This window comes from Pseudomonas sp. LTJR-52 (assembly GCF_003691465.1).
Classification (GTDB): domain Bacteria; phylum Pseudomonadota; class Gammaproteobacteria; order Pseudomonadales; family Pseudomonadaceae; genus Chryseomonas; species Chryseomonas luteola.
In genome coordinates, this window is sequence record NZ_CP033105.1 from 959294 (window position 1) to 983864 (window position 24571).

Genomic DNA, 24571 nt, shown 5'->3' on the forward strand with positions numbered 1-24571 from the left:
CCTCCGTGCCAATAACGGCATGACTCAAACGGTAGGCGTATCGATCCGCTCGCGTATCCAGGCGACGAACTTTCGGATCTTGGGGACTTCCGCTGCATGCTCGGGATAGCCGAGATAATACGTATGTGGACTGGTCATGCTGTGCGGCCAGGCAATGACCAGCTTACCCTCGGCCAGCTCCTCGTCGATGAGAAAGCGTGGCACCAGGGCGACACCGCAGCCCACCTGCGCCGCGCGGATGCACATGGTAAAGGTGTCGAAGCGCGGCCCGTGGTAGCTGTGTTCAGTGTGAAGGCCCTGGCTCTGGAACCATTCGTGCCACGCCTCGGGGCGAGCTGCATTCTGGAGCAGAATGTAATCGGCCAGCTGCGTCGGATCGCTCAGGTGCCCTTCGGGCCAGAGACCGGGTGCGCAGACCGGCACCATGTCCTCAGTCATCAACGGAATACATTCAGCACCGGGCCAGCGTCCCTGACCGGCGAACAGTGCCACGTCACAGGCCGGCTCGTTGACGTCCATATTCTTGACTTCATGACGCACGTCCAGGTGGATCATCGGATGCTGTAGCCGCCAGCCCTTGAGGCGTGGGATTAGCCAGCGCTCGCCAAAGGTCGGAGGCGTTGCTACACGCAGCACCTCGGTTTCACCTCCATAGGAGCGCATGTAATGGGTCGACATCTCGATCTGCGTGAGAATCTTGCTGACTTCAGACAGGTACAGCGAGCCGGCTGGAGTCATCTGCAACCGCTGGCGTACGCGTCGAAAAAGTGGATGGCCCAGCTGTTCTTCGAGCTGAGCCACCTGCTTGCTCACAGCACTCTGAGTCAGGTTCAGCTCCTCGGCGGCACGGGTAAAGCTCAGGTGCCGTGCCACGGCCTCGAAACATTGCATGGCGGTGATCGAGGGTATGTGGCGACGGGACATGACAGCTCCAACCTGAGTCGGCGCGCAGATTTAAGGCTGCGTGCAGAACGTTCATGAAAAAAAGGAATGATAAACCGAGCAAAGGTCGTTTGTTGAGCAGCCGCTTCCCGGCTAATACTGAACCCATAATGACCTAAGGAGCCAGCCATGATTGATGCACTGCTCAGCCGTCTCGGCGTTGACCCAAGCCTTTACCAGAACGGCAACCATGCCGTATTCACGCCTATCGACGGCAGCCAGCTTGGCGCTGTCACGCTGGAAAGCGCCGCCGAGGTGGAGCAAAAGATCACCCGGGCCGACAAGGCTTTCCAGGCCTGGCGCGCCGTACCGGCGCCACGTCGTGGTGAGCTGGTCCGCCTGCTGGGCGAAGAGCTGCGCAAGCACAAGGCCGACCTGGGCGAGCTGGTGTCCTGGGAGGCCGGCAAGATCACGCAGGAGGGGCTGGGTGAAGTACAGGAAATGATCGATATCTGCGACTTCGCCGTTGGCCTGTCCCGTCAGCTGTATGGCCTGACGATCGCCTCTGAGCGTCCCGGTCACCACATGCGTGAAACCTGGCACCCGCTGGGCGTCGTGGGCGTGATCAGTGCGTTCAATTTTCCGGTGGCGGTCTGGTCATGGAACACCGCCCTGGCCCTCGTCTGCGGTAACTCCGTGGTATGGAAGCCTTCGGAAAAAACGCCGCTGACGGCATTGGCCTGTCAGGCGCTGTTTGAGCGCGCCGTCAAAGCCTTTGGCGATGCACCGGACTACCTGAGCCAAGTCATCGTAGGAGACCGTGCTAGCGGTGAAGCGCTGGTGGATGATCCACGCGTGGCCTTGGTCAGCGCCACCGGCAGCACCCGTATGGGCCGTGAAGTGGGGCCACGTGTAGCGGCTCGCTTTGGCCGTTCGCTGCTGGAGCTGGGCGGCAACAATGCCATGATCGTTGGGCCCAGTGCCGATCTGGACATGGCAGTTCGCGCCATCCTGTTCAGCGCTGTGGGTACGGCCGGTCAACGGTGCACTACACTGCGCCGCCTGATTGCCCATGAGTCGATCAAAGATGAGCTGGTGACTCGCTTGAAATCTGCTTATGCCAAGGTACGCATTGGCCATCCGCTAGAGGGTAACTTGGTCGGCCCGCTGATCGATGCGCAAAGCTTCCAGGCCATGCAAGGCAGTCTGGAACAGGCCAAAGGAGAGGGCGGTATTGTTTTTGGAGGCGAGCGCCAACTGGCGGACCAGTACCCGAACGGTTACTACGTCTCTCCGGCTATCGTCGAGATGCCCGAGCAGAGCGAGTCGGTTCAGACTGAAACCTTTGCGCCGATCCTGTACGTGATGACTTACCGTGAGTTCAACGAGGCCATTGCCATGAACAATGCGGTGCCACAAGGCTTGTCGTCCTGCATCTTCACGACGGACATTCGCGAGGCCGAGTCTTTCCTGTCTGCGGTGGGCAGTGATTGCGGCATCGCCAACGTGAATATCGGCCCGAGCGGCGCCGAGATTGGGGGCGCCTTTGGCGGCGAGAAGGAAACCGGCGGCGGCCGCGAGTCCGGCTCCGATGCCTGGAAGAGCTACATGCGTCGCCAGACCAACACGGTGAACTACTCCCGCGAGCTGCCATTGGCGCAGGGGATCGTGTTTGATTGAGGTGGGATTTAAGTGATGGGTATCGCTGCGCTCAATCCACCCTACCGGGTAGTTTTGTAGGGTGTTGATGCGGGACTGCCGGTACGGTCGTAGGATGGGTTGGGCCCTGGCGATACCCATCCAAACCCTCACCCTCAAGGTTAACGGTTCATATCGTCATTGTGTGAAGGAATACCTATGCCGCTCCGCCAGCAATGTCTGTGGGAAACCCTGTCACCTAATACCCTCCATGCACCACCCTTGAAAGGCGAATCCAGGGCTGATGTCTGCATCATCGGTGCAGGCATTACGGGGCTTTCGGCGGCCCTGCACCTGGCGGAGCAGGGCAGGCGTGTGGTAGTGGTGGAAGCCTATGAAGTGGGGCATGGCGGTTCCGGCCGTAACGTCGGACTGGTCAATGCCGGTATGTGGATTCCGCCGGACGAGGCGGTCGCTACGCTGGGGCCCGCGGTAGGGGAAAAGCTGCTCAAGGTCATGGGGAACGCACCCTATGAGGTCTTCTCCCTGATCGAGCGCCACGGCATAGATTGCCAGGCGCAGCACAAGGGCACACTGCACATGGCGCATAACGGCAAGGGTCTTGCTGACCTGCAACGCCGTGCCGAGCAGTGGCAACGGCGGGGCGCACCGGTTGAATTGCTGACCGGTACTGCCTGCATCGAGGCCTGTGGCACCGCCCATGTCTCCGGCGCGCTGCTGGATCGCCGTGCCGGCACGATCAACCCGATGGGCTACAGCCTTGGGCTGGCCCGCGCGGCATTAGCGCAGGGCGTTCAGCTCCATCAGCAGTCACCGGTTACTCGCCTTGAGCGTCAGGGCTCACAGTGGTGCGTCGTGACGAGGCAGGGGGCCGTGCTGGCCGAGCAGGTGCTTATCGCTTCCAACGCCTATACCGAAGGCGAGTGGACTACCCTGCGCAATCAATTCTTTCCGGGGTATTACTATCAGGTCGCCTCCAGGCCGCTGGGGCCTGAAGCCGATTTTATCCTGCCCGGCGCGCAGGGCTCCTGGGATACCCGCACGGTGCTCAGCAGTATCCGGCGCGATGCAGCGGGACGCTTGCTGCTAGGCAGCCTGGGCAATATGGCGAGCCGTCCGGGCTGGTTCATCGAGGCCTGGGCTGATCGCATTCAGCAGCATTATTTTCCTGCGCTTGGCAAGGTCGAGTGGGAATGCACCTGGACAGGATGCATCGCGTTTACGCCTGATCATCTGATGCGCCTGTTCGAACCGGCACCCGGTTTGCTCGCCATGACCGGTTATAACGGGCGCGGTGTAACGACCGGTACCGTTGTAGGCAAGGCCTTTGCCCATTACTTGTGCAGCGGTGACAGCGAAGTGCTACCGATGCCCTTTGTCCCCTGGGATCACAACCCGGTAGGGCAATGGCGAAGCCCGCTCTACGAAGCAGGTTTTAGTCTTTACCACGCGGGGCAGTGTTTGCGAATTGTGGTGTAACTCGTAGTGTTACTTATTGGTGCAAGAGGTGAGGATGACAAGATCAGGACAGTGCATCTAGGCCGTTTCGCTGTCCTGAACGATGTTTCGTGAGTGACCTTACACATAGGCAAGCGCTGCTTTAGTCGCAGGCTAGCGGAGCATTTCGCCGATTTCTTGCAAAATCCTCTGATTTTTCAAAAAAACCTATGATTTTGAAGATTTTTAACGATATCAGAGCGCTGGCATGTGGATTGCTGGTTTGAGAGGGCCAACCTAACCCTCTGGAGCAAATCTCCCATGTCGACGATTTACAGAAAAGGCATTCTGGCTCTCGCAATTGGCTCAGCTCTTTCGTTTTCCGCTTTGGCTCAGGCCGATATCATCATCGGTGTTGCAGGTCCCTTTACTGGCGCTAACGCCGCTTACGGAGAGCAGTTCTGGAAAGGTGCAACACTGGCGGCTGAGGACATTAACGCCACGGGTGGTATCAATGGTGAAAAGATCAAACTGGTACAGGGCGACGATGCCTGTGAGCCCAAACAAGCGGTAGCGGTGGCTAACCGTTTGGTCGATTCCGAAGGAGTCAAGGCGGTGATCGGCCACTTCTGCTCCTCCAATACGCTGCCAGCGTCAGAGATTTACGATGAGGCAGGAATAATCTCCATCACGCCTGGATCAACCAATCCACAGATTACCGAGCGCGGTCTGGCAGGCGTATTCCGTATGTGTGGCCGTGATGACCAGCAGGGAGTCGTGGCAGCCAACTACATTGTGGATACGCTAAAGGCAAAAAAAGTGGCCGTTATCCATGACAAGGATGCTTACGGCCAAGGCCTGGCAGATGCCATGAAAGCTCAGCTGGCCAAGCGCGGCGTGAAGGAAGTGCTTTATGAAGGCCTGACGCGCGGTGAGAAGGACTTCAACTCCCTGGTAACCAAGATTCGCTCCTCTGGGGCCGAGGTCGTCTACTTTGGCGGTCTGCACCCCGAAGCCGGCCCGCTGGTCCGCCAGATGCGAGAGCAGGGCGTAAACGCCAAATTTGTTTCAGGTGATGGCATCGTCTCGGCTGACATGGTAACGACCGCCGGTGGCCCGCAATATACCAAGGGGGTGTTGATGACCTTTGGTGCCGATCCGCTGAAAAGCCCGGCCGGTAAAAGCGTAGTCGATAAGCTGCGCGCCTCGGGTTATGAGCCGGAAGGCTACACGCTGTATTCCTATGCCTCTTTGCAAGCCGTGGCGGCTGCCTTCAAGGGCGCCGGCAGCACGGATGGCGAAGCCGCCTCCGAATGGCTCAAGAGCCATACCGTTCCTACCGTTCTGGGTGAAAAGTCCTGGGATGGCAAGGGCGACCTCAAAGTCTCCGACTACGTAATGTACGAGTGGGACGATAAAGGCAAATACAACCAGTTGCCCTGATTCCCTTTCTGCGTTCATGCGTCTTTCACCTCCGGCTGACCAAGCCGGAGGTGATGTCCTGGCGCGTCTTTACTCAACCGCTTGCGCGAGAACGACATCGTGGACGGTATCTTCCTGCAACAACTCATCAACGGCCTGACCCTGGGCTCGGTATACGGGCTGATCGCCATCGGTTACACGATGGTGTACGGCATCATTGGCATGATCAACTTCGCTCACGGCGATGTGTACATGGTGTCTGCCTATCTGGCAGCCATCGGTATTGCCCTGTTGAGCTTTTTCGGCCTGCATTCCTTTCCTGTGCTGATCCTAGGCACGCTTATCTTCTGTGTAGTGGTGACCAGCCTTTATGGTTGGGCAATCGAACGAATCGCCTACAAACCGCTGCGTAACTCTACCCGCCTTGCGCCGCTGATCTCGGCCATCGGGATGTCGCTGATCCTGCAGAACTATGTGCAGCTGGCCCAAGGGGCTCGCCAACAAGGGGTACCAACGCTGCTCGATGGGGCGCTGCGCCTGCATATCGGTGAAGGCTTTGTCATCATCACCTATACCAAGATCTTCATCATCGTTGCGTCCATTGTGGGCATGGGCCTTTTGACCTATGTGATCCAGAAGACCACATTGGGCCGCATGTGTCGCGCGACTCAGCAGGATCGCAAGATGGCGCAGATTCTGGGCATCAACACCGACCGGGTGATCTCGTACGTGTTCATCATCGGTGCTGCGATGGCGGCATTGGCCGGTGTACTGATTACCATGAACTACGGCACGTTCGACTTCTACGCCGGCTTCATCATTGGTATCAAGGCGTTTACCGCGGCGGTGTTAGGCGGCATCGGCTCGTTGCCGGGCGCCATGCTGGGCGGCATCATTCTGGGCGTGTCGGAGGCGCAATTCGCGGGTCTTGTGAACAGCGACTACAAGGATGTCTTCAGCTTCTCGCTACTGGTGCTGATTCTGATCTTCCGGCCCCAGGGGCTGCTTGGAAAGCCGCACGTGGCAAAGGTGTGATGTTATGACCCAGACTTCTTCCTTCGATTTCAAGGTCATCCTGCGTGATACCTTCATGGTCGGGCTGGTCTCGCTCATCCTGTTCGGGCCCATCGTAGGTATTGTGCTCGACGGTTATGGCTTCAACCTGGAGCCTCAGCGTGTCGGCATCATGGTGACGGTGGTGATGGCGGGGCGTTTTCTGCTCAGCCTGTTCGGCCAGACGTCCAAGGGACGTACCTGGATCGAGTCGTTCAAGCGCAACGATGGGGGCGTGCATGTGCTGCCGCCCGGACACAAGTCGAATCTGCGGTACATCCTGCCTATCGTGATTCTGGTCGCGCTGATCTTTCCCTTCCTAGCCACCAAGTACTGGCTGACCGTGGTCATCCTTTGCATGATCTATGTGCTGCTTGGCCTGGGGCTGAACATCGTGGTCGGGCTCGCCGGTCTTCTGGACCTGGGCTATGTCGGCTTTTATGCCATCGGTGCCTATGGGCTGGCGCTGGGTTACCAATACTTGGGGTTGGGCTTCTGGACGATGATTCCCCTTGCTGCAGTCATGGCTGCGGTAGCTGGGGCAATTCTTGGCTTTCCGGTGCTCAGGATGCACGGCGACTACCTCGCCATCGTGACCCTGGGCTTTGGTGAAATCATCCGTCTGGTGCTCAACAACTGGCTGGAGTTCACCAACGGCCCTAATGGAATTTCAGCACCGTCGCCGACATTCTTTGGTATTGAGTTCGGTCGGCGGGCCAAGGAGGGCGGCGTGCCTCTCCATGAGCTGCTGGGAATCTCCTACAACCCCAACGCCACGATGATCTTCATCTACAGCGTGCTATTCCTCATCGTGCTACTGGTGCTCTATATCAAGCATCGCCTTACTCGCATGCCTATTGGTCGTGCCTGGGAAGCGTTGCGCGAGGATGAGATCGCCTGCCGCGCCATGGGCCTTAACCATGTTCTGGTCAAGCTTTCCGCCTTCATGATCGGTGCGTCCACCGCCGGGATTGCCGGGGTTTTCTTTGCCACCTACCAAGGGTTTATCAATCCGGCGTCATTCAACTTTTTCGAGTCCGTTCTGGTGCTGGCCATTGTGGTGCTCGGCGGCCTGGGCTCGACCGTCGGGGTGGTCATTTCGGCCTTTGTCATGACGCTGCTGTTCGAGGTGCTGCGTGAGTTCGGCGACATCCGCATGCTCGTGTTTGGTGTGTTGATGGTCGTGATGATGATGTGGCGTCCTCGCGGGTTGATCCGCATCAGCCGCAGTGGATTCGCGATTCGCAAGGGAGTAGCGCCATGAGCGACAACATTCTTACCGTTGACGGATTGGGCATGCGTTTCGGCGGGATCAAGGCGCTTTCCGATGTGGCCTTTAGCATTCGTCGCCATTCCATCACTGCCCTGATCGGTCCCAACGGGGCGGGCAAAACTACAGTCTTCAACTGCCTGACCGGATTCTACAAGGCCACCGATGGTCGCATCGTCTTGAGCAATGCTGACGGGCGCGAAACGGACGTGGGCAGAATCATGGGGGAGCCGTTTCAGCCCACCGATTTCGTCAACCCTGCCCAGTTCGGCAGTCGCCTCTGGTACAAGATGTTTGGCGGGACGCACCTGGTGAACCGTGCCGGCCTTGCGCGGACGTTCCAGAACATTCGCCTGTTCAAGGAAATGTCCGTGGTCGAGAACCTGCTGGTAGCCCAGCACATGTGGATCAACCGCAACCTGCTAGCGGGCGTTTTCAACACGCCGGGTTTTCGTCGTGCAGAGGAAAAGGCACTCGATATAGCCTTTTACTGGCTGGAGGTGGTGGGGCTGACCGAGTGCGCCAACCGCCTTGCTGGGGAAATGTCCTACGGTCAGCAGCGCCGTCTGGAGATCGCCCGCGCCATGTGCACCCGACCGGAACTGATCTGTCTGGATGAGCCAGCTGCGGGTCTTAACCCTGCCGAGACCGAGAAGCTGTCGGCCATCATTAGACACCTGCGTGACGAGCACAGCATCACCGTACTGCTGATCGAGCACGACATGGGCATGGTCATGAGCATCTCCGACCATATCGTCGTGCTCGATCACGGTAACGTGATCGCCCAGGGCCTGCCGGACGAGATCAAGAACAATCCGAAGGTCATTGCCGCCTACCTTGGCGCGGATGAGGAGGAAGTGGCATGACTACACCCTTGCTGGAATTCAAAAACGTCGACGTATTTTATGGGCCGATCCAGGCGCTCAAGGGCGTTTCGCTGCACATCAATGAGGGCGAGACGGTCAGCCTGATCGGTGCCAATGGGGCGGGCAAATCCACCTTGCTCATGTCCATCTTTGGACAGCCGCGGGCGCGTAACGGACAGATCATCTACCGAGGCGAGGAAATTACCCAGAAAAGCGCCCATTTCGTTGCTTCCAACGGTATCGCGCAATCACCGGAAGGGCGGCACGTCTTTCCTGACATGAGTGTGGAAGAGAACCTGCTGATGGGCACTATCCCCATCGGCACCAAGCACGTGGACGAGGACATGCAACGTATGTTCGAGCTGTTTCCGCGCCTCAAGGAGCGGCGTAACCAGCGAGCCATGACCATGTCTGGAGGCGAACAGCAGATGCTGGCTATCGCCCGGGCGCTCATGAGCCGACCCAAGCTGCTGCTGCTCGATGAGCCGAGCCTGGGGCTTGCGCCTATCGTGGTGAAGCAGATCTTCCAGATCCTGCGTGAGCTTGCGCAGGCCGGCATGACGATCTTTCTGGTCGAGCAGAATGCCAACCATGCGCTCCGGTTATCGAACCGGGCCTATGTCATGGTGACGGGAGAGATCCGCATGACGGGCAGCGGCCAGGAACTGCTGGCTGATCCTCAGGTGCGCGAAGCCTACCTGGGCGGCCATTAAGCCGCCGTTCAGCCTGCGTCAGGCTCCATGGTACTGACGCAGGCCGTTGCCGCGTGCCGTCGAGTATGTCTTTCCAACAGGGGAGTTCGCATGTCATCCATCCGCTTTTTCACCAATGCCGAGGTGGCCGCTGTTCTGGATTATGCCGGGCTGATCGATGCGCTTCGCAGTGGCTTGGCCCACCCTGGCACTGCACCCAACCGGCAGGCTTACGCGCTACCCGAGGGACAGGCATCGCTGTTGAACATGCCGGTCTGGCAGAAAGGGCAGGGCATTGGCGTCAAGCTGGTGACTGTGTTTCCGGAAAATAGCCAACGCGATCTGCCTTCGGTTGCGGCAGTGTTTGCCTTGTTTGATGATGTGACAGGCCAGCCCCTGGCCTTGATGGAAGCCTCGGAACTGACGGCTCGGCGTACCGCCTGCACATCGGCGTTGGCGGCTGACTATCTGGCCCGGCGGGATGCGTTGAGCCTGACCATCGTAGGTACGGGAACGCTAGCTGCCCATATGGTGCGTGCCCATACGGCTGTGCGTGATTACAGCCGGATCGAAATCTGGGGGCGTGATTACAGCAAGGCCAAAGCCCTTGCTGAGCGCCTGCAGGGGGAGGGCTATCCGATTTCAGCAAGCGATAACCTGGCGCAGAGCGTAGGGCATGCCGATGTGGTTACGTGTGTTACCACCTCTCGAGAGCCGCTGGTGTTGGGCGAGTGGCTCAACCCCGGCTGCCACCTGGACCTGGTCGGTGCCTTTCTTCCCTCTATGCGTGAGACCGATTCAGCAGCCGTTGCGCGGGCACGCATCGTAGTGGATACCCGCGAGGGTGCTTTGGAGGAGGCGGGCGATTTACTGTTCGCACTTGGTGATGGCGTGATCCAGGAAAGCGATCTCAACACAGAATTGAGGCACGTTCTGCAAGGGGATGGCGTACGCAGCGATGATCAGGAAATTACTTTGTTCAAATCCGTAGGCTATGCGGTAGAAGACTTGCTGGCTGCGCAGTACGTACTGCATAACATGTGACCTGTGTGAACAACACCCTTTAGTGCCATGTGTTAGCAGTTAAAGTCTGCTCTATTGGGCAAGGCCCTGACTTACCCACGTTACACGTGGAGCACCTTGTGGATAACCCTAGGATACCTGTCTGCTGCCCTTAAAATATAAGGCTTACAGATAGATGGTTACTTTTTGATCAATCATACAGAGGGCAGTAGTAACCACTCTCAGATAGTTATCAACATACCCACTAATAGTATGAGCAAGCCTGTTGATAACACTTGGAAGACTCCATGCAAGCCGCATGTGGCAAGGCTTAGCGAGAATTGGTTAAAAAATGAGCGGTTATTTTTAAATGCAGGATGCTGGTTTTATACACGTTTTCGGCGAGCAAGGTTGTGTATAACCTTGGAGTACATGGCCAGACGCCATGTACCACCGTCTCTCTAGAGGCATGCTCAAAAAATGATCAACGCTGGAGTGCGTCTGTTTATCCACGCTCCGAGGGTCGCTACGCCAGGTTTTTCATGCAGAAATCGCTGGGTTCAACGTTATGCACGGTTAACGCGAGCAAGCCTGTGAATAACATCTGAATGGTTGTACACAGCCCTTATACTGTCTGGCTCTTGAAAGGTTGATCAAAAAACAACCAGGATGCCAATAGCTGATTTTAGAGCTGTTTCGCTATAACTGTACCGCCTCAAGCGACAAAGAGTGCGTTACTCTCCGGGTATTTCCTTTCGACCTCAAGGAGCTGCATCGATGACTTCGACTTTGTTCATTACCGGCGCAACATCCGGCTTTGGCGCGGCTACTGCGCGCCGCTTTGCCAAGGATGGGTGGTCCCTGATCATTACTGGCCGTCGCGAGGATCGCCTGAGCGCGTTAGCAGAAGAGCTTTCCGCGCACACCAAGGTGCATCCGATTGTGCTGGACGTTCGGGATCGTGCAGCTGTCGAGGCGGCAGTCAACGGGTTGCCTGAAGAGTTTTCGACCCTGCGTGGTCTGGTCAACAATGCGGGGCTGGCCTTGGGTACTACACCCGCTCAGCAGTGCGATCTGGATGACTGGGACACCATGGTCGATACCAATATCAAAGGTGTCCTGTATTGCACGCGCTTGTTATTACCCAGACTGATTGCTTACGGTGCGGGCGCTGGCATCGTCAATCTGGGCTCGGTTGCCGGTAACTGGCCGTACCCGGGTAGCCATGTCTATGGCGCTACCAAGGCGTTCGTCAAACAGTTTACCTTGAACCTGCGCTGCGATCTGCAGGGCACAGGCGTCCGTGTGACCAACATCGAGCCGGGGCTTTCCGAGACTGAGTTCTCCGTGGTGCGCTTTGGTGGCGACAAGAGCAAGGCCGACGCCGTATATGCCGGAACTGACCCACTGACACCTGATGATATCGCCGAGTCGATCCACTGGGCTTTGAACCAGCCCAAGCATGTCAATATCAATCGGATCGAGCTTATGGCGACCTGCCAAGCCTGGAACGGGTTCAATATTCATCGAAGCGAGTGACAGCATAATGACGGCAGAGTATGTCTCTGCCGTCTACGGTAGCTGTCGATACAGCTGAAACGATATAGCGCCGCTTATTGGCGTGTCCCATGCTTGAGAGCTTATACGCTCAAGGTCTTCTTGGAAGAGCTTTTCGTCTCATGCTGGCAAGGAGTCAGCATTCTGACACATAGGAGCAGAATGCCAGAATGATGACGCAGTAATAGCGTCAGGAATAACCATAATGCCATCATGGGTTGCGGCTCAATGGCCTTAGTAACCGGTTATCTTCTTTTCTCCCATCTCCTCGCTAAACCCCTTCCTTGAGGCGCTCAATTAAACGGGCGACGAACGGTCATCGCTTTGGCTGGCCTGTTTCTTGGTAATTGGCACGCCCCTTGAATAAGTACTGACGTGACGCCGCGTTAGGGTCACCGGGAACATTCAACTTTTGAAGTCTTATTAAGTTTAAGAGTTATTAGTAAGGCACAGTTAATTAGCTTAAAGAAGAATGTTTTCATCGCCATTCCTGGTATTGGCATTTCATTGCCGACTGAACTTTTTGCATCTTGTAGAAAGTTCATAAGAGTGCAATGCCCGACAATAACGGTTAATACGCTGTTTATTGTTGCTGCTGGTTTTGACCGGCAAATACTTTCCATAGCTCAGGGTTGAGTGCAGGGAAGTTCATTCGTAAGGATGAAGTTAATCCCGTGCCACTTATTGGCTCGGCCTAGATACAACTCAACGTGAAAGCGTGTCTTTTGGCGCTAGCCCTTAAATGCTGGGCTATGGAAGCGCTTGTGCCTAATATCACTAGTAGTTTGGTGGATAGATGAAAACTTCAGTTTCTTTTGTTTTAAATAAAATTAGCGCTACTCGTCTTTTTAAGAAAGTTCTTCCGTTGGCTGCTGCCGTAGCCTTGGCCAGCCCTGCTGTACATGCAGAACAGGTTGATCTGGTAGGTTTAAACCTGTCAGGTGCAGGCTTTGCTGCCCAGGTATTGCCGGGTATCGACGGTACCAATTACATCTTCCCGGTTGAATCCTATTTCCAGCAGTGGAACGCCAAGGGTATCAAGCTGATCCGCTTTCCCATCATCTGGGAGCGCCTGCAGCCGACCCTGGGCGGCGCACTGGACCCTACCTATACCGCGCTGATCGACCGTACGTTCGGCTATGCCAACAAATACGGTATGAAGATCATCCTGGACCTGCATAACTACACCATGTATCGCGGCACCATCATTGGTACGGGTAACGTGAGCTACAACCACTACCAGCAGATCATGACCTTGATCGCCCAGCGCTGGAGCGGCCAGCCGTCCCTGTATGCCTATGACATCATGAACGAGCCGCATGATTCGATGACCCAGTGGCCCATCATGGCTCAGTACGGCATCAATGGCGTTCGTTCGGTGGACAAGGTCAAGCCGATCATGATCGAAGGTAACGGCTGGTCCGAAGCGACCCGTTGGCCATGGTGGAACGATTCCCTGCTGAACCTGAAGGATCCGTCCAACAACCTGATCTTCCAGGCGCATTCGTACTTTGACGAGGATGCCGGTGGTAACTACACCGCCATCGACGTGAACAAGCTGGACGCCAACTACGGCGTCGAGCGTGTGAAGCCGTTCGTGGAGTGGCTGAAGAAAAATGGCAAGAGGGGCATGATCGGCGAGTTCGGTGTACCGGATAACAATCCGCGCTGGAATCTGCTCATGGACAACATGCTGGCTTATTTGAAGCAGAACTGTATTCCTGCTACGTACTGGGCTGCAGGTCCAGGCTGGGGCAGCTACTTCCTGTCGGTCGAGCCGATCAATGGGCAGGATCGTCCTCAGTGGCCGACCCTGAAGAAGTACATCGATAACACTACCTGTACAGCGATTGGCCCGTTCACGGCACCGGTTGCGACGACGCCTACTCCGGCTCCGACACCCACCGTGCCTTCAACCAGCACAGGCTATTCGAGCGCTATCAACAACTTCACCAATGCAGACTGGCTCAACGGTGTATACAGAAAGGCAGCAGGCTTCTCCGTAGCGGCGACATCAGGCAACACGGCAGCATTCAAGGTAGGTACTTCTGTGCGTCTGGCGAATGGCCTCGTAACCAAAATCTCGTCCGTTCAGGTAGTGGGTAGCAACATGAGCGTCTGGGTAAACAGCTCGGCACTGGATGGCGCTGTTGTGGGTTACCCGAACAAGCTGACCGTGGCGGACGCGGCAGGTACGGGGGCGACTACCCCTGCGCCGACGCCAGCCCCAACTGCACCCGCACCGACGCCTGCGCCAACCGCTCCGGCCGTTGTTGCGACCAGTACGATGAACAATTTCACCAATACTGATTGGCTGAACGGTGTCATGCGCAAGGCGGCTGCGATTTCGCTTCCGGCAACGGCAGCCAACACGTCGGCCTTCAAGACCGGTGCCTCGGTACGCTTGGCCAATGGTCAGGTCTACAAGATCAAATCAGTACAGATGGTGGGTAGCAACATGAGCGTCTTCCTGGACACCACGACGCTTCTCAACGGTTCCGCCGTTGGTTATCCAAACGCGCTGACGGTAGTTAGCCAGTAACCGATCCGGAAACACAGAACGGGGATGTTTAAGTCCCCGTTTTTTATAGGGCTCGATTCTTCATCCCAAGTGTTTTCCAGCCTTTGATAAGGCGGTGCCTCAGGCCAACGTGCGCTGTTTGGCATGGACATTGAATAGTAAGGGTCGACGCTGGAAAACTGACAGCTTTCTCAACACTGAAGCCGTTCACAACGCGGCCCCAGCGGTTATTTCGCCATCAGGTATTGGCATCCAGGGTGTAATGAAGCAGCGTTGTACCGCTGTATCACACCCGCCTGGCAGGGCAATTTTTTAGATTGTCTGTTGCTATCGTCAGCGGCTGTTCGCGCTGGCAAATACTTTCCACAGCTCAGGACTGAGTGCCGGAAAGTTTCATCGTAAGGATGACACTCGGCTCGGCCACCCATGGCCGGTTCACGGCGTACGCCAGATTTATCTTGTCGACTTCCCCGATCCAGGGGCTGGCTTTCTGCGCCTTGAACATCACTAGCAGTAATGGTGAGCTTAATGAAATCTCTGTCCGTCCTGAATGCAATCAGGTCTGTTCGTGTCTTGAAAAAAGTGCTGCCTGTGCTGGCAGCAGGAGCGTTGTTCAGCTCGGTTGTCCAAGCTGAGCCGGTTGATCTCGTCGGTCTCAATATGTCCGGTGCCGATTTTGCCGGACAGGTTTTGCCTGGCGTGAATGGTACTAACTACATCTTTCCAACCGAGTCCTATTTCCAGCAGTGGAGCGCAAGGGGCATCAAGCTGATTCGCTTTCCAATCCTGTGGGAGCGCTTGCAGCCAACGCTCAATGGCAATCTGGACGCAACCTATGCAGGCTTGATCGACCAGACCTTTGCGTATGCGCAGAAATACAACGTGAAGGTCATTCTGGATCTGCATAACTATGCGCGTTATCGCGGCCAGATCATTGGTACGAGCGGCGTCCCGTACAGCAGTTATCAGAACGTGATGACCCGCATCGCTCAGCGTTGGAGTGGGCAATCGTCACTGTATGCCTACGACATCATGAACGAACCCAACGGTGCATTGGCATATTGGCCTACTGCTGCTCAGTACGGGATCAATGGCGTCCGGGCAGTCGATAAGGTAAGGCCTATCCTGGTAGAGGGTAACGGCTGGGCCGAAGCGACCCGCTGGGCCCAGTGGAACGACTCCCTGTTGAGTCTGAAAGACCCGTCCAACAAGATTATCTTCGAAGCCCATAGTTACTTCGATGAAAACGCTGGCGGCACCTACGAAACCGTTGATGTAAACAAGCTGGACGTGAATTATGGCGTCGAGCGTGTGAAACCCTTCGTGGAGTGGCTGAAGAAGAACGGCAAGCAAGGCATGATCGGTGAGTTCGGCGTACCGGATAACAATCCGCGCTGGAATACCCTGGTCGACAACATGCTGGCCTACCTGAAGCAGAACTGTGTACCGGCTACCTACTGGGCCGCAGGCCCGGGCTGGGGCAGCTATAGCCTGGCTGTAGAGCCTGTCAACGGCGTGGAGCGTCCGCAGTGGCCGACGCTGAAGAAGTACATTAACAATACCAGCTGCACCGCATACGGTCCGCTTAAATAAAAGCGGTTCGAAAAAGCCCGGCCTACTGGTCCGGGCTTTTTGCTGTCGGGCCCTTTGGGTTCAGATCTAAATCCTTGATCCAGTAGATAAATTTCCCTTCTCTCGACGAGCGGTCGCCCTGATCACAGCGCAAACGCTTATGGTTGCGTCCCCCCGGTTAACACGACCCGGATGATGGCTAAAGGCCGCATGCTGGCTGGGTTTTCCCAGGACCGGTTCCTGTATCGATATTGGCCTGCGCAAGGTATTTATCGGGTCAGCCAACGTGCTGTAAAAGGCTTGGCAGGCACTGAACGATCCTGCGTTTTCGATGCCATGCGATACCTCTCGGCGGGCGTTTTCATACCCCGTTCATTATTCGCCATTCCTGGTATTGGCAAATAGTTGCGTTTCGACTGTGCGGGCAATGCCTGTTCACCGATACGCATGCCCTCAATGGCGGCTTTTTAGGCCGTTCATTGTTGTCGCCAGCTCGATGATTAGCTGGCAAATACTTCCATCACTCAGGGTTGAGGTCGGGAAGTTCATCGTAAGGATGAAATAACCGTCGGCTAAAACAATATAGCCGGTCAATTGGGACTTTTTTATATGGCTCTTTTGAGTCAGGGCATTGCTCGCGCGTAAAAAAGTTACTGGCAATTTGGTGAATATGAGTTTTTATCTGTAACCCAACATTTTGGTATAACGCGAGGCGTATCTAAGGCACTTTCATTAACTGCGTTACTGGCTTTGGGAAGTACTGCGGTACAGGCTGAGCAAGTTAATCTCGTCGGACTTAACATGGCAGGTGCCGAGTTTGCAGGTACGGTTTTGCCCGGAATCAACGAGAAGAACTATATCTTTGCCAAGGAAGAGACCTTCAAGAACTGGAGTGCAAGAGGAATCAGGCTGGTCCGCTTTCCCATTCTGTGGGAGCGGCTCCAGCCAGGGCTGGGATATTCCCTCGATCAGACCTACGCCTCACTGATTTCCCGCTCACTGGACTATGCCCACAAATACAACATCCGGGTCATTCTGGATCTGCATAATTATGCGCGCTATCGCGGCCATATCATCGGTACGAGCAGCGTACCGTATTATCGCTTCGAGAATGTCTGGAACCGGATCGCTCAGAAGTGGGGTAGCCACCCGGCCATTTATGGCTACGACATCATGAATGAGCCCAACGGCGCCGTGGCGTACTGGCCTACAGCGGCGCAGTACGCCATCAACGGGATCCGGCAGGCTGACAAGGCTCACCTGATCTTTGTGGAGGGCAATGCCTGGGCCAGCGCCGAACGGTGGCCGGTATGGAGCGACTCTCTCAAGGACTTGAAGGATCCTGTCAACAAGCTGATCTATGAGGCGCACGTCTATTTCGACGCCGATGGCGGTGGCTCCTACACCCAGCTGAGCGCTGACAGTTTGTCTGCTCAGGCTGGCGTCAATCGGGTGAAGCCCTTTGTGGAGTGGCTCAAGCAGAACAACAAGAAGGGCTTTATTGGAGAGTTTGGCGTACCGGATAGCGATTCCCGCTGGAATGTAGTCATGGACAACATGCTGACCTACCTCAAGCAGCATTGCGTACCGGCCACCTACTGGGCCGCCGGTCCGGGTTGGGGGAATTACAGTCTGTCCGTCGAGCCTATTAACGGACAAAGCCGCCCGCAGTGGCCCACGTTGAGAAAGCACCTGAACGACACCAGCTGTACCGCAATCGGTCCGGGCCGGTAAAACCGCTTCAACGAGACTATACAGCCGGGCATTGGGAGGGCCCGGCTGTTGATAACGTCAAGGTTCTACCTGCTGCTTCAGCCAGCCGGGATAATGGTTGCGTGTAGCCTCGGGCCATCTCGGTGGGCGGCGAGTACTCAGGTAGGCTGCCACCGCGTTCAACTGCGCTGCTAGAACGTGCCGATTACCAAAGGCCTCAAGCCCCAGCGTCCAGCCGGCCGCATGGCCATCAACCCAGAGTTGAGTCAGTTCTACGGTACAGCCTGCGAACGGCATGGCTTCGTAAGGGGATTCGTTTTCATCCAATGCGATTTCACGCAGAGCGGCCTGCTCGACCGTAAACAGGCGAAGCCTGCGCTGCTTCTGAACGGCAACCGTAGGATACGGTGTCAGCGTCAAGGCCTCGGAATGCCATTTATGCCATAACTCGACAGGCCCCTTGAACGGCGAGACGTCCAGAGTATGCCAGTTAGGTATGACCAGTCCCTTTACCTCAACGGTTGAGTCTCCACGGGTTTTGATACCGAGGTCAGATTGACTGGCGTCCCGGAGATAGTGGTGCATCTTGTGTATTCCGCCTCCCGGTGGCTGATCCCACAGATCGGACCGGTGAAACCAGTCGATCAGATCAGTACCCGGCAGTGCGGGCCAAAACCAGCGGACTTCGGCGGAAAGCGGCATGGCGTGCTCCTGGTATGAAGAGAGGGCGGCGGACGTGCTAATTTCCGACCCGTTCCGAAAGACACGTGCTAGCATCCGTCCACGCTCCGGATGACGTTTAACCCATTGATCCGGGGTGCCGCATTATTACTAGCCTCATTGAGCACCGCACAGACGTTTCTTCCCGCTGAGTTGTACTCGGCTTTCCTGGCGTGGTTTCCAGCGCGCGACGCTCATTGGCTAGACCTCATGGCTCAGCGCCCGTTTCCTGGCGTTGAATGAATGTAAGGAGTTCTACGTGCAATTTCTCCATACCCTGGTCAACGACCTCAATGGCCTTGTCTGGGGCGTGCCCATGCTGGTACTGATCCTGTGCACGGGTCTTTATCTGATGCTACGCCTCAAACTGATGCCGATCGTAAGACTGGGCACCGGCTTTCGCCTGCTGTGGCAGGGCCGGACCAAGGATGACGACGAAAGCGGTGAGATCAGTCCTTTCCAGGCCTTGATGACCTGCCTGGCTGCCACCGTGGGAACCGGCAACATCGCGGGTGTTGCTACCGCGATCTTCCTGGGTGGCCCCGGCGCGCTGTTCTGGATGTGGTGTACGGCATTGGTTGGTATGGCTACCAAATATGCCGAAGTAGTATTGGCTGTACATTTTCGTGAAAAGGACGAGCGTGGCGAGCATGTCGGCGGCCCGATGTATGCCATCCGCAACGGCCTGGGCAAGCGCTGGGCTTGGCTAGGCGGCGCCTTTGCCCTGTTCGGTGGGTTGGCCGGGTTCGGTATCGGCAATATGGTGCAGGTCAACAGTATGGCGCAGGCCCTGGAGACAACCTTTTCCGTGCCCCTGTGGTTGACCGGTGTCGTGACGATGGTGGTTGTGGGGCTCGTGATCCTGGGCGGTATTAAGCGGATCGGGGCGGTTGCCTCGTCCCTGGTCCCTGCCATGTGCATAGGCTATATCATCGCGGCCATTGCCGTGCTGGTGACCCATGCGTCCGAAATTCCCCATGCGCTCAGCCTGGTCTTCACCCATGCCTTCACTCCGGCGGCGGCGACGGGCGGCTTCGCAGGGGCGGCGGTCATGGCTGCCATTCGCTTCGGGGTGGCGCGTGGCATCTTCTCCAACGAAGCCGGGTTGGGTACCGCCGGTATCGCCCAGGCAGCCGGTACGACCAACAGCGCCGTACGCTCAGGCATGATTGGTATGCTCGGAACGTTTATCGATACTCTGATCATCTGCACCATGACGGGTCTTACCATTATCTGCTCCGGCGTCTGGACGAGCGGGCAGAGTGGGGCGGCCTTGTCAGCGGCGGCCTTCGAGACGGCGCTGCCCGGTTTTGGCGGCATCATCCTGACCATCGCTCTGGTAGTGTTTGCCTTTACCACTATCCTGGGGTGGAGCTATTACTGCGAGCGCTGCTGGGAGTTTCTTGCGGGTACCAAGACCATTCTGCCGTTCCGCATCATCTTCGTACTGGCCGTTCCCTTTGGAGCGATTGCACAGTTGGACTTCGCCTGGCTGCTGGCCGATACGCTCAATGGTCTGATGGCCATTCCTAACCTGATCTCGCTGCTGTTGCTCAGCCCGGTGGTGCTCCGGCTGACGCGAGAATACTTCGCCAGCAAATAAACGAAGGCTCGCTGCGGCGAGCCTTTTTCATTGGGGCTCGCGAGGCCCGGACCTGGAAAATGGGTGAAAATCGCGATGCTGTGGTCCAAACGCTAACGCTGTTTTCCTGGCCTTTCTGGATAGAGCATTCCGATGTCCCGATCTTCGCTTGAGCATTCCTGTTCTCACCCGCACGTCTTCAACGAGGAAAACCCGCTGGCGGAAAAGAATACCCGCCGCGCCGTGATTTTTACTGCCATCATGATGGTGATCGAGATTGTGGGCGGCTGGGCCTTCAACTCCATGGCGCTGCTGGCGGATGGCTGGCATATGAGTTCCCACGTGCTGGCGCTGGGGCTTTCGCTGTTCGCCTATGCGGCGGCTAGACGGTATGCGACCGACGCGCGCTTTGCCTTTGGAACGTGGAAAATGGAGGTGCTGGCTGGCTATACCAGTGCGCTGGCGCTGATTGGCATCGCTCTGTTGATGCTGTATGAATCCGTGATCAGGCTCGTGACACCTGCTCCGATTCACTATACGCAGGCCATCGCCATCGCCATTCTGGGATTGCTGGTCAATCTGGTGTGTGCGTGGCTGCTCAAGGATTCCCACGGGCATGATCATGGCCATGGTCACGATCATCATGGTCATAGTGAGCATCAGGACCTGAATCTACGTTCGGCCTACATCCATGTCATTACTGATGCGGCAACCTCCGTCCTGGCTATCATCGCGCTGATTGGTGGCATGCTCTGGGGGGCCAGCTGGCTCGACCCGGTCATGGGAATCGTAGGCGGCATACTGGTCGCCATCTGGGCCGTTGGGCTCATCAAGCAAACCGGGCGTGTGCTGCTGGATGCGCAGATGGACGATCCGGTGGTACAGGAAGTCAGGGATGTGATAGCAGGCAGTCCCATCGAGGCCAAGATCTGTGACCTGCATGTCTGGAAAGTAGGCAAGGGCAAATATGCCTGCATCGTCAGCATCGCCACGACCAGTAATGCCTCGCCTGAAGACTTCAAACAGCAGCTTTCCGTTCATGAAGAACTTGTCCACATCACGGTTGAGATCAACAGAGACGGGATCTGTCCGGTACGCTGAGGAGGTGGGCGACAGCGGCAAGTGATATAACCGGGTCTTGGTCAACGACAGGATTCAACATGCCTTCTTCCGAGCCTCGCTTGCCGTCTCCTGCCCCGGTAGGCCTGTTTCAGGCGTTTCTATTCTGGCTCAAGCTGGGCTTTATCAGCTTTGGCGGACCGGCTGGACAGATTGCAATCATGCATCAGGAGTTGGTGGAGCGCCGACGCTGGATTTCCGAGCGACGCTTTCTCCATGCGCTCAACTACTGCATGGTACTGCCCGGACCTGAAGCCCAACAGTTGGCGACTTATATCGGCTGGTTGATGCACCGGACCTGGGGTGGGGTGATCGCCGGAGCGCTCTTTATATTGCCTTCGCTGCTTATCCTGATCGCCCTGTCATGGACCTATCTGGCCTGGGGCAACGCTCCAGTTGTGGCAGGTATCTTTTACGGCATCAAGCCAGCGGTGACCGCCATTGTTGTGCAGGCGGCCCATCGCATCGGAACACGTACTTTGAAAAACCATTGGCTCTGGTCCATTGCGGCGGCTTCGTTCATCGCCTTGTTTGCCTTCAACGTGCCGTTTCCCCTGATTGTACTGTCTGCGGCGGTTATTGGCTTTCTTGGAGGCAGGTACGCTCCGGAGCGGTTCAGGGTAGGGGGAGGGCATGCCAATCAGGCGGCTTCGTTCGGACCCGCACTGATCGATGATGACACGTCACCACCAGCGCATGCCCGTTTTCGCTGGTCGAGGCTGGCGCAATTACTGATCACGGGTATGTTTCTCTGGATCGTGCCGATGCTGACCTTGGTCTATCTGTTTGGCTGGACTCATACCTTCACCCAGATGGGCTGGTTTTTTACCAAGGCTGCACTGCTGACCTTTGGCGGTGCCTATGCGGTGTTGCCTTATGTGTATCAGGGTGCCGTCACACACTACGGCTGGCTGAGTCCAGCCCAGATGATCGATGGCCTTGCCCTGGGGGAAACCACACCCGGACCATTGATCATGGTGGTGGCGTTTGTCGCGTTTTTAGGCGGATATGGGCAGGCGGCATTAGGGGACGAGCACATGTTTGCCGCCGGGGCATTGGCTGCCGTGCTGGTGACCTGGTTTACCTTTCTGCCTTCGTTTCTTTTCATTCTGGCCGGCGGGCCTCTGGTGGAGTCCACCCATAATGTGGTGGGCTTCACAGCTCCGCTCACCGCCATTACCGCGGCGGTCGTCGGCGTAATCCTGAATCTGGCCTTGTTCTTCGGCTACCACGTATTCTGGCCGCAGGGCTTGAGCGGATCGTTCGACCTACTCTCCGCTCTGATCACACTGCTGGCAGCGATAGCGCTCTTCCGGTTCAAGCGCACAGTTATGGAAGTGCTGCTAGCCTGTGCAACAGTAGGGTTGTTAATGCACGTCGTATTCATGTGACAAGGAGCAGCTTGGCTGCAGAAGAGAGGATGCACTATGGCTAACCATTCAGACGATTTTCTCAAACTTGCAGCCGACGCCAAGTCTCGTATTCGGCAGGTTTCGCCCGTTGAAGCCGAGCAACTGGTCGATCAGGGCGCGCTGCTTCTGGACGTTCGGGAGCGAGACGAGTTCGAACGGGGACACCTGGACGGCGCGACCCACATGAGTCGGGGAATTCTTGAAATGCACATCGGCGAACTGGTAGCCAGCAAGGCCACACCGATCGTCTGCTATTGCGGTGGCGGTAACCGGGGAGCGTTGGCCGCCGAAAGCCTGCAGCGCATGGGATACACCCAAGTCGTCTCCATCGAGGGAGGCCTTGCGGCCTGCAATACCCAGAAAGACTGATCAACGAGCAATAAAAAACGCAGGGCATCTTAGATACCCTGCGTTTTGAGAGTGCTGTGTACCGGCAGAGCGGTACACAGTCAAACTTACACCTGGCGGATCAGATAATCGAATGCAGCCAGGGAAGCCTTCGCACCTTCGCCGACCGCGATCACGATCTGCTTGTACGGTACGGTTGTTACGTCGCCGGCCGCAAAGATACCCGGCAGCGAGGTTTCGCCACGGCTATCTACAACGATCTCGCCACGGGGCGACAGCTCGACGGTGCCCTTGAGCCATTCGGTGTTGGGGACCAGACCGATCTGGACAAAGATACCTTCCAGGTCGATGGACTTGAACTCACTGGAGTTGCGGTCCTTGTAGGTCAGGCCAACCACTTTCTGGCCATCGCCTTTCACTTCGCTGGTCAGGGCGCTGGTGATCACGGTCACGTTCGGCAGGCTGTGCAGCTTGCGCTGTAGTACCGCATCCGCACGCAGCTGGCTGTCGAACTCGATCAGGGTCACGTGTGCCACGATACCGGCCAGGTCGATTGCCGCTTCCACACCGGAGTTGCCGCCACCGATAACTGCAACGCGCTTGCCCTTGAACAGCGGGCCGTCGCAATGCGGGCAGTAAGCTACACCACGGTTACGGTATTCCTTCTCGCCCGGGACATTCATTTCACGCCAGCGAGCGCCGGTGGAGATGATCAGCGTCTTGGACTTGAGCGAAGCACCATTGGCAAACTTGACTTCGTGCAGCTGGCCCGCCTCGGTGGCAGGAATCAGTTGCTCGGCACGCTGCAGGTTCATAATGTCGACGTCGTACTGCTTCACGTGCTCTTCAAGGGCTACGGCCAGTTTCGGGCCTTCGGTTTCCTTGATGGAAATGAAGTTTTCAATCGCCAGAGTATCGAGTACCTGACCGCCAAAACGCTCGGCTGCAACACCGGTACGAATACCTTTACGGGCAGCATACACCGCAGCGGAAGCACCGGCAGGACCACCACCGATAACCAGTACGTCAAAGGCGTCCTTGGCGCTGAGCTTTTCAGCGTCACGGGCACTGGCGCCGGTATCGAGCTTGGCCAGAATTTCTTCCAGACCCATGCGGCCCTGACCGAACGGCTCGCCGTTCAGGTAGATGCTGGGCACGGCCATGATCTGGCGCTCGGTAACTTCGTCCTGGAACAGCGCACCGTCGACCGCAACGTGGCGGATGTTCGGATTCAGTACGGCCATCAGGTTCAGCGCCTGAACAACGTCAGGGCAGTTCTGGCAGGACAGCGAGAAGTAGGTTTCGAAATTGAATTCGCCCTTGAGCGAGCGGATCGCTTCTAGAGTATCTGCACTGGCCTTGGACGGGTGACCGCCCACTTGCAGCAGCGCCAGAACCAGCGAGGTGAACTCGTGGCCCATGGGCAGACCGGCAAAGCGCAGGCTGATGTTTTCACCCGGACGGTTCAGGGCAAACGAAGGTGTGCGAGCATCATTGCCATCGGTGCGCAGGGTGATCTTGTCAGTCAGGCTGACGATGTCCTGGAGCAGACCCAACATTTCTTGAGATTTAGCGCCGTCATCAAGGGACGCGACGATCTCGAAGGGTTTGGTAACCTTTTCCAGATAGGCTTTAAGCTGAGTTTTAAGACTGGCGTCCAACATGAGGCATTACCTCTCGACAAATTTCGGGAATAAAAACGCCCGGACGTGTTCCGCCCGGGCGTTCGGGCACTAGAGGGAGC

The 24571-nt window shown here is 56.8% G+C and carries 17 protein-coding genes and 1 pseudogene; 15 read left to right on the forward strand and 3 right to left on the reverse strand.

The window, feature by feature from the left end; translation table 11 throughout:
* Nucleotides 1–24 precede the first annotated feature (24 nt).
* A complete protein-coding gene (locus EAW52_RS04365) occupies nucleotides 25–924 on the reverse strand; it encodes a LysR substrate-binding domain-containing protein (protein WP_122041544.1) in 900 nt (299 codons plus the stop codon).
* A gap of 147 nt (nucleotides 925–1071) precedes the next feature.
* Here EAW52_RS04365 and EAW52_RS04370 point away from each other — a divergent pair, with 147 nt between their 5' ends.
* From EAW52_RS04370 to EAW52_RS26730, 11 genes and pseudogenes are all read left to right on the forward strand, one after another.
* The gene (locus tag EAW52_RS04370) at nucleotides 1072–2562 is read left to right on the forward strand and encodes an aldehyde dehydrogenase family protein (RefSeq protein ID WP_122041545.1); all 1491 of its coding nucleotides are present in this window, start codon (nucleotides 1072–1074) and stop codon (nucleotides 2560–2562) included.
* A gap of 177 nt (nucleotides 2563–2739) precedes the next feature.
* Nucleotides 2740–4020: an FAD-binding oxidoreductase gene (locus EAW52_RS04375; RefSeq protein WP_122041546.1), complete on the forward strand. Its 1281-nt coding sequence runs from the start codon at nucleotides 2740–2742 to the stop codon at nucleotides 4018–4020.
* 279 nt (nucleotides 4021–4299) lie between these two features.
* Nucleotides 4300–5421, forward strand: coding sequence for a branched-chain amino acid ABC transporter substrate-binding protein (locus tag EAW52_RS04380; RefSeq protein WP_010795895.1), 1122 nt, complete (start codon nucleotides 4300–4302; stop codon nucleotides 5419–5421).
* 99 nt (nucleotides 5422–5520) lie between these two features.
* Nucleotides 5521–6435 carry a branched-chain amino acid ABC transporter permease gene (locus EAW52_RS04385; protein ID WP_010795894.1) on the forward strand — a complete coding sequence of 305 codons (915 nt, stop codon included), beginning with the start codon at nucleotides 5521–5523 and terminating at the stop codon, nucleotides 6433–6435.
* A gap of 4 nt (nucleotides 6436–6439) precedes the next feature.
* On the forward strand, nucleotides 6440–7717 hold the full coding sequence (gene livM / locus EAW52_RS04390) for a high-affinity branched-chain amino acid ABC transporter permease LivM (RefSeq protein ID WP_122041547.1): 1278 nt from the start codon (nucleotides 6440–6442) through the stop codon (nucleotides 7715–7717).
* Nucleotides 7714–8589: an ATP-binding cassette domain-containing protein gene (locus tag EAW52_RS04395; protein WP_122041548.1), complete on the forward strand. Its 876-nt coding sequence runs from the start codon at nucleotides 7714–7716 to the stop codon at nucleotides 8587–8589. The genes livM and EAW52_RS04395 overlap by 4 nt, the downstream gene beginning before the upstream one ends.
* Complete coding sequence (locus EAW52_RS04400) at nucleotides 8586–9302, forward strand: ABC transporter ATP-binding protein (protein ID WP_122041549.1); 717 nt, start codon at nucleotides 8586–8588, stop codon at nucleotides 9300–9302. Before EAW52_RS04395 ends, EAW52_RS04400 begins: the two co-directional genes overlap by 4 nt.
* Nucleotides 9303–9392: 90 nt before the next feature.
* Complete coding sequence (locus EAW52_RS04405) at nucleotides 9393–10325, forward strand: ornithine cyclodeaminase family protein (RefSeq protein ID WP_122041550.1); 933 nt, start codon at nucleotides 9393–9395, stop codon at nucleotides 10323–10325.
* A gap of 735 nt (nucleotides 10326–11060) precedes the next feature.
* Nucleotides 11061–11822: an SDR family oxidoreductase gene (locus EAW52_RS04410; protein WP_122041551.1), complete on the forward strand. Its 762-nt coding sequence runs from the start codon at nucleotides 11061–11063 to the stop codon at nucleotides 11820–11822.
* An 883-nt stretch (nucleotides 11823–12705) separates the two neighbouring features.
* Nucleotides 12706–14382, forward strand: a complete 1677-nt coding sequence (locus tag EAW52_RS04415) for a glycoside hydrolase family 5 protein (protein WP_372238883.1) — start codon at nucleotides 12706–12708, stop codon at nucleotides 14380–14382.
* A 507-nt stretch (nucleotides 14383–14889) separates the two neighbouring features.
* Nucleotides 14890–17667 (forward strand): annotated as a pseudogene (locus EAW52_RS26730) (glycoside hydrolase family 5 protein).
* Between the two features lie 57 nt (nucleotides 17668–17724).
* Here the strand turns inward: EAW52_RS26730 and EAW52_RS04435 are convergent.
* Nucleotides 17725–18348 (reverse strand): hypothetical protein, encoded by a 624-nt coding sequence (locus EAW52_RS04435; protein WP_122041556.1) that lies wholly within the window; start codon nucleotides 18346–18348, stop codon nucleotides 17725–17727.
* 334 nt (nucleotides 18349–18682) lie between these two features.
* On the opposite strand from EAW52_RS04435, the gene EAW52_RS04440 reads away from it, so the two are divergent.
* The 4 genes from EAW52_RS04440 to EAW52_RS04455 all read left to right on the forward strand — a co-directional run bounded on the left by EAW52_RS04440 (nucleotide 18683) and on the right by EAW52_RS04455 (nucleotide 22848).
* On the forward strand, nucleotides 18683–19969 hold the full coding sequence (locus tag EAW52_RS04440) for a sodium:alanine symporter family protein (RefSeq protein ID WP_122044718.1): 1287 nt from the start codon (nucleotides 18683–18685) through the stop codon (nucleotides 19967–19969).
* Between the two features lie 132 nt (nucleotides 19970–20101).
* Nucleotides 20102–21049: a CDF family Co(II)/Ni(II) efflux transporter DmeF gene (gene dmeF, locus EAW52_RS04445; RefSeq protein WP_122041557.1), complete on the forward strand. Its 948-nt coding sequence runs from the start codon at nucleotides 20102–20104 to the stop codon at nucleotides 21047–21049.
* Between the two features lie 59 nt (nucleotides 21050–21108).
* Nucleotides 21109–22458, forward strand: a complete 1350-nt coding sequence (gene chrA, locus EAW52_RS04450; protein WP_122041558.1) for a chromate efflux transporter — start codon at nucleotides 21109–21111, stop codon at nucleotides 22456–22458.
* Nucleotides 22459–22494: 36 nt separating this feature from the next.
* Nucleotides 22495–22848: a rhodanese-like domain-containing protein gene (locus EAW52_RS04455; protein WP_122041559.1), complete on the forward strand. Its 354-nt coding sequence runs from the start codon at nucleotides 22495–22497 to the stop codon at nucleotides 22846–22848.
* An 86-nt stretch (nucleotides 22849–22934) separates the two neighbouring features.
* Here the strand turns inward: EAW52_RS04455 and ahpF are convergent, their stop codons facing one another.
* Nucleotides 22935–24491 (reverse strand): alkyl hydroperoxide reductase subunit F, encoded by a 1557-nt coding sequence (ahpF, locus tag EAW52_RS04460; protein WP_010795880.1) that lies wholly within the window; start codon nucleotides 24489–24491, stop codon nucleotides 22935–22937.
* Nucleotides 24492–24571: the final 80 nt, after the last annotated feature.

What these genes read in the sequence shown, in the direction of transcription:
- ahpF (WP_010795880.1), bottom strand. Translation starts at nt 24,491, where the DNA reads ATGTTGGACGCCAGTCTTAAAACTCAGCTTAAAGCCTATCTGGAAAAG.
- EAW52_RS04365 (WP_122041544.1), bottom strand. Translation starts at nt 924, where the DNA reads ATGTCCCGTCGCCACATACCCTCGATCACCGCCATGCAATGTTTCGAG.
- EAW52_RS04370 (WP_122041545.1), top strand. Translation starts at nt 1,072, where the DNA reads ATGATTGATGCACTGCTCAGCCGTCTCGGCGTTGACCCAAGCCTTTAC.
- EAW52_RS04400 (WP_122041549.1), top strand. Translation starts at nt 8,586, where the DNA reads ATGACTACACCCTTGCTGGAATTCAAAAACGTCGACGTATTTTATGGG.
- EAW52_RS04410 (WP_122041551.1), top strand. Translation starts at nt 11,061, where the DNA reads ATGACTTCGACTTTGTTCATTACCGGCGCAACATCCGGCTTTGGCGCG.
- livM (WP_122041547.1), top strand. Translation starts at nt 6,440, where the DNA reads ATGACCCAGACTTCTTCCTTCGATTTCAAGGTCATCCTGCGTGATACC.
- EAW52_RS04440 (WP_122044718.1), top strand. Translation starts at nt 18,683, where the DNA reads ATGCTGGTACTGATCCTGTGCACGGGTCTTTATCTGATGCTACGCCTC.
- EAW52_RS04405 (WP_122041550.1), top strand. Translation starts at nt 9,393, where the DNA reads ATGTCATCCATCCGCTTTTTCACCAATGCCGAGGTGGCCGCTGTTCTG.
- EAW52_RS04395 (WP_122041548.1), top strand. Translation starts at nt 7,714, where the DNA reads ATGAGCGACAACATTCTTACCGTTGACGGATTGGGCATGCGTTTCGGC.
- chrA (WP_122041558.1), top strand. Translation starts at nt 21,109, where the DNA reads ATGCCTTCTTCCGAGCCTCGCTTGCCGTCTCCTGCCCCGGTAGGCCTG.
- EAW52_RS04455 (WP_122041559.1), top strand. Translation starts at nt 22,495, where the DNA reads ATGGCTAACCATTCAGACGATTTTCTCAAACTTGCAGCCGACGCCAAG.
- EAW52_RS04380 (WP_010795895.1), top strand. Translation starts at nt 4,300, where the DNA reads ATGTCGACGATTTACAGAAAAGGCATTCTGGCTCTCGCAATTGGCTCA.
- EAW52_RS04375 (WP_122041546.1), top strand. Translation starts at nt 2,740, where the DNA reads ATGCCGCTCCGCCAGCAATGTCTGTGGGAAACCCTGTCACCTAATACC.
- dmeF (WP_122041557.1), top strand. Translation starts at nt 20,102, where the DNA reads ATGTCCCGATCTTCGCTTGAGCATTCCTGTTCTCACCCGCACGTCTTC.
- EAW52_RS04435 (WP_122041556.1), bottom strand. Translation starts at nt 18,348, where the DNA reads ATGCCGCTTTCCGCCGAAGTCCGCTGGTTTTGGCCCGCACTGCCGGGT.